This is a genomic window from Ferruginibacter sp. (genome assembly GCF_031430955.1).
In the GTDB taxonomy this organism is placed as follows: domain Bacteria; phylum Bacteroidota; class Bacteroidia; order Chitinophagales; family Chitinophagaceae; genus Ferruginibacter.
This window is the reverse complement of record NZ_JANPCM010000169.1, coordinates 1-5,054: the sequence shown is the minus strand read 5'-3', so window position 1 is coordinate 5,054 and position 5,054 is coordinate 1. Positions and strand designations below refer to the sequence as shown.

6 protein-coding genes are annotated in these 5,054 nt (G+C 38.5%); 4 read left to right on the top strand and 2 right to left on the bottom strand.

The window, feature by feature from the left end:
- Positions 1 to 271: OmpH/Skp family outer membrane protein (locus tag ACY65O_RS04535; RefSeq protein ID WP_462219658.1), on the top strand; the 271-nt coding region annotated here is incomplete at its 5' end.
- Here ACY65O_RS04535 and msrB read toward each other — a convergent pair.
- Positions 272 to 715: a peptide-methionine (R)-S-oxide reductase MsrB gene (msrB, locus tag ACY65O_RS04530; protein WP_462219657.1), complete on the bottom strand. Its 444-nt coding sequence runs from the start codon at positions 713 to 715 to the stop codon at positions 272 to 274. It abuts the gene before it with no gap.
- A 233-nt stretch (positions 716 to 948) separates the two neighbouring features.
- Here msrB and ACY65O_RS04525 point away from each other — a divergent pair, with 233 nt between their 5' ends.
- The 3 genes from ACY65O_RS04525 to paaZ all read left to right on the top strand — a co-directional run bounded on the left by ACY65O_RS04525 (position 949) and on the right by paaZ (position 4,173).
- Positions 949 to 1,524 (top strand): adenylate kinase, encoded by a 576-nt coding sequence (locus ACY65O_RS04525; RefSeq protein ID WP_462219656.1) that lies wholly within the window; start codon positions 949 to 951, stop codon positions 1,522 to 1,524.
- Positions 1,525 to 1,606: 82 nt separating this feature from the next.
- Complete coding sequence (locus tag ACY65O_RS04520; protein ID WP_462219655.1) at positions 1,607 to 2,095, top strand: DUF1569 domain-containing protein; 489 nt, start codon at positions 1,607 to 1,609, stop codon at positions 2,093 to 2,095.
- Between the two features lie 2 nt (positions 2,096 to 2,097).
- Complete coding sequence (gene paaZ, locus ACY65O_RS04515; RefSeq protein ID WP_462219654.1) at positions 2,098 to 4,173, top strand: phenylacetic acid degradation bifunctional protein PaaZ; 2,076 nt, start codon at positions 2,098 to 2,100, stop codon at positions 4,171 to 4,173.
- 85 nt (positions 4,174 to 4,258) lie between these two features.
- Here paaZ and ACY65O_RS04510 read toward each other — a convergent pair.
- Positions 4,259 to 5,054, bottom strand: a 796-nt coding sequence (locus ACY65O_RS04510) for a SusD/RagB family nutrient-binding outer membrane lipoprotein (protein ID WP_462219653.1), incomplete at its 5' end; no start/stop codon positions are given.

Below are 5,054 nucleotides of genomic sequence, written 5' to 3'. Positions count from 1 at the left end.
AAAAATGACATCTTCATTGAAAGAAATAAAAAGAACCGATCTGCAAAACAGGATCACTGAATTATCCCGTAAAGAAAAACAAAGCAATGGTTTGATAGAAGCAGAAAGAGAAAAATTAATAAAACCTATCAGGGATAAACTGCTTGTGGCAATACAGGAAGTTGCAAAAGAAAACGGCTACTCACACATCGCCTATAAAGAACAAATGATAGTTTTTCCTGCAGCAGATGATATTACTGAAAAGGTTAAAAAGAAACTGGGTATTAAATAATTACTTTTCTACTTTTTTAAAATCTAATACGGTACCATTAATGCAGTAACGTAAACCGGTAGGCGGCGGGCCATCTTCAAACACATGGCCTAAATGGCTGTTGCATTTGCCGCAGGTTACCTCTGTTCTTTTCATACCGTGTGTATTATCGGGAGTATAAATTATACTTTCTTTTGTAATGGCCTCAAAAAAACTGGGCCAGCCGCAACTGCTTTCAAATTTACCATTGCTGCGAAAAAGTGGGTTGCCGCAAACAGCGCAAAAATAAGTGCCGGTATCAAAACTGTTCCAGTATTTTCCGGTAAAAGCCCTCTCCGTTCCTTTTTCTCTGGCAATATTATATACGTCGGTCGGTAAAGTTTTTTTCCACTCCGCTTCACTCTTTGTAACTTTTGCCGTATCTGCCGGCGAAACTACAGGCTCATTTTTTTTAGAACTATCCATAATATTTTTTTTAGATTGATTATTTGAAAAATTACTGCAACTGCTTAATAAAACAGCAAACAGTAATGGTATGTAAAATAAAAACTTCATAACTACTATACAAAACCGGGTTTAAAAGGTTTTAAATATACGAAAAGCTGGAGGCTAAAGTTTTTAAGACTTTCTTGCAAATGTTAAGGGATATTTAAAGTTGGTATATTATATTTGCTATCTTCACAAGTACAGCGATAAATATGTTTAATTTAATATTATTTGGCCCGCCGGGCAGTGGTAAAGGAACGCAGAGCGAAAAACTAATTGCAAAGTTTGGGTTAAAGCACCTTAGCACAGGCGATTTGTTGCGTAGCGAAATTGCCAACCAAACCCCACTGGGCGTGGAAGCAAAAAAAATTATGGACAAAGGACAGCTGGTGCCGGATGAAGTGGTTATTGGTATGATAAGTTCTGCACTGGATGCTAACCCCAATGCAAAAGGTTTTTTATTTGATGGGTTCCCCCGTACATCTGCACAGGCCGAGGCGCTGGATAAATTATTAGAACTTAAAAAAACATCTATAGCTATAATGCTGGCGCTGAATGTTAGCGAAGAAGAATTGGTAAAGCGATTAATGAAACGTGGTGAAACCAGCGGCCGAAGCGATGATACTAATGAAAATGTTATAAGGGCAAGGATAACAGAATACCGTAACAAAACAGAAGTGGTTGCCGACTATTATAATAATTTTGATAAAGTGGTAATGGTAAAAGGCGAAGGAAGTGTGGATGATATTTTTGCAGCCTTGTGTAAAGAAATAGAAGCCAGAATGTAGTAAAACATAAAAATTATTTTAAAAGCAACCGCCAGCTGGCGGTTGCTTTTTTTATTTTAAATTGTGCAGCTAAACTAAATATATGGATGCAGTAAAACTCGATTTTATACAAAAGAAATTTGTACCATTAGTAAACAGCCTGCCTGCTGATGCAGTGGGTAAATGGGGCAAAATGAATGCACAGCAAATGGCAGAACATGTAACGGGATTTTTTAAAGTATCATCGGGCAAACTGCATTTTCCATTGGTAACACCCGAAGAGCATTTACCCAAGTTTAAAGAGTTTTTATTAAGCGATAAGGAATTCAGGGAAAATACAAAAGCTCCCGCTTCGGTAATAGGAGAAGAAGCGTTGCCGTTACGCAGCAGTAATATGGCAGAAGCGGTTGATGGTTTGCAAAAAAGTATTGCTGAGTTTGTAGATTATTTTGCAGCTGATGCAAATATAAAAACACTGCACCCCGTATTTGGTGCATTAAATTTTGAAGAATGGATTTTGCTGCATTATAAGCATGTAACACATCATGCAAAGCAGTTTGGGTTACAGGTATCAAATAAAATTGATTTTTAAAAATGAATAAATTAGGCAACTACATAACCGGCAACTGGATTACAGGCGATGGCGATGGGCAACTTTTATACAACGCCGTTACTGCAGATATAATTGGTGCAGCAAGTACAAAAGGTGTAGATTTTAAATCGGTTACTGAATATGCAAGAACAGTGGGCAACCCGGCTTTACGCAAAATGACTTTTCATGCAAGAGGAAATATGCTTAAAGCATTAGCATTGCATTTGCGTAATCATTTAGATAAATTTTATGCCATCAGTTATCAAAGCGGCGCCACCAAAGCCGATAGCTGGGTGGACATTGAAGGCGGTATCGGCAATCTTTTTGCCAATGCATCATTAAGAAGAAAATTTACGGATGAAGTTTTTTGTATAGATGGCGAAAGCCATAATCTTAGTACCAACAATACTTTTATGGGCACCCATATTCTTATACCAAAAGAAGGTGTGGCCATACATATCAATGCCTTTAATTTTCCGGTGTGGGGTATGCTGGAAAAAATTGCAGTGAATTTATTGGCAGGCATGCCCTGTATTGTAAAACCGGCTACGGTTACCAGTTATTTAACGGAAGCGGTGGCTAAAGAAATTATTGCAAGTAAAATTTTACCCGAAGGAAGTTTGCAATTACTCTGCGGCAGTGCAGGCGATTTATTAGATCATGTAACAAGCCAGGATGTAGTAACATTTACCGGAAGTGCAAAAACAGGATTGATGCTAAAATCTAATCCACATATTTTACGGGAATCGGTACCGTTTACAATGGAAGCCGACAGTTTAAATTGTATTGTGTTGGGAGAAGATGCAACACCCGGAACTGCAGAGTGGGATATTTTTGTGAAAGAAGTAAGAAGAGAAATGACTTTAAAAGCGGGACAGCGTTGTACCGGTATCCGTAGAATATTTGTGCCTGAAAATAAAATGGAAGATATGTGGAAAGCTATTGCTGCATCATTAGCACAAACAACCATTGGCAATCCGCTGAATGAAAAAGTAAGGATGGGTTCTTTAGCAGGAGAAACACAACGTAAAGAAGTAAGAGAACAGGTGCAAAAATTATTAGCCTCTTCACAAATTGTTTATGGCAGTTTAGATAGTGTGGAAGTCATAGATGCCGATGCCAGCAAAGGCGCTTTTATTTCTCCCATTTTATTAATGAATGATAAACCTTTTACTGCAACAGCAGCACATGAAGTTGAAGCATTTGGCCCTGTCAGCACCATCATGCCGTATAAAAATATTGAAGAAGCCATTACGTTAAGTAAATTAGGAAAAGGAAGTTTAGTTACTACAATTGTTACTGCAGATTATTCTGTTGCAAAACAATATGTAATTGGTGCAGCATCGCATCATGGCCGTATTTTGGTATTGAATAATGAATGTGCAAAAGAAAGTACCGGCCACGGCTCACCGCTGCCGTTATTAGTGCATGGTGGTCCCGGTCGTGCCGGCGGTGGCGAAGAAATGGGTGGTATACGTGGTGTAAAACATTATTTGCAACGTACGGCTTTGCAGGGCTCTCCAACAACCATTACGGCAATCACCAATGTGTATCAACCCAATGCGAAAGGAAAAAATCCGGGTAAACATCCCTTTAAAAAATATTTTGAGGAGTTGCAAATTGGGGATCAAATTGTAACTGAAAAAAGAATGATCACCAGCGAAGACATTGATAAGTTTGCCGACCTGAGCGGAGATCATTTTTATGCTCACATTAAAACAACAGATTTTACAGGCACCATGTTTGAGCAACAGGTAGCGCATGGTTATTTTATTATGAGTATTGCAGCAGGATTATTTGTGGATAATTATGAAAAAAATCCAGTGCTGTTAAATTATGGTATAGACGAATTGCGTTTTACTAAGGCCGTTTATCCCGGAGCGGAAGTATATATTCGTTTTACCTGTAAAGAAAAATTACCCAGTGATAAAAGGGTAATTGAAAAACCCGAAGATTTTAAAAGAGGTGATGATATTGAAAAAGGGATTGTAAAATGGCTGGTAGAATTTTTTGATGAAATGGATGAAATTACCGGCGTGGCAACGATTTTAACAATGGTGGCATTAAAAGAAAAATAAAATTTAGAAGGAAAAAAATAGTGAATTAAAAAGAGGTTGCTGATTATAGCAACCTCTTTTCTATTGGAATGAAACCAAAATTTATTTAATCAACATCCCAAAACAGGCGTGAGGTAAATACATTAATAGTACCCTGTGCAGTAACATTTGCTCCATTGCTTGCCAACTCACTGGCAGGATAGAATAAACGAACAGGCAACGGCTGACCTACCGGTGCGCCTGCTGATGGAGGTATTGCAGGATAATTTGTTCTGCGGAATTCGGACCATGCTTCAAAACCACTAAAGTTGGTAAGTGCTATCCATTTTTGAAACCATATTGCTTTAAGTTTATCTGGCGATGCATTCCAGTCGGACAGATCTTTTCCATTAACCAAAATAGTGGTTGCAGGGTTTGAAGTGGTTCCAGTAACACGGAATGATTCTTTAACGCCCTGCTCATAATAAGACTGTGCAGTGCCGGCTAAATTTACAGCAGCACCATACAATTGTTTAGCTTCTGCAAGGTTAAAGAAAGATTCTGCAGCCAGCATCAGGTACACATCTTTATTAAATTGGTTTTTAATAATAAAAGATGGGCCAATGTAGGAAGTGTTTTGTGCAAGGTAACCAGAGGTTGAGCCAAATGGAACCCCCACATAATTTGATAAAACTTCCGGCTGTGTACTTACGCCGGGGTTATTTGGATTTTCGCCCCCCTTTGCATATGCTAAACGCTTTAAACGGAAAGTGTCGTCCAGAGCTATTAAATTATTTAATAAAAAAGTAGTGGGCCTGGGGAAACGGGCTAATGCCTGAACAGCACCGGTAGCCGTGTAACCCCAATTGTTATAAATAGGATTGGTTTGCCCGGCACTTGCTACATAACCAGGATTTGATCTT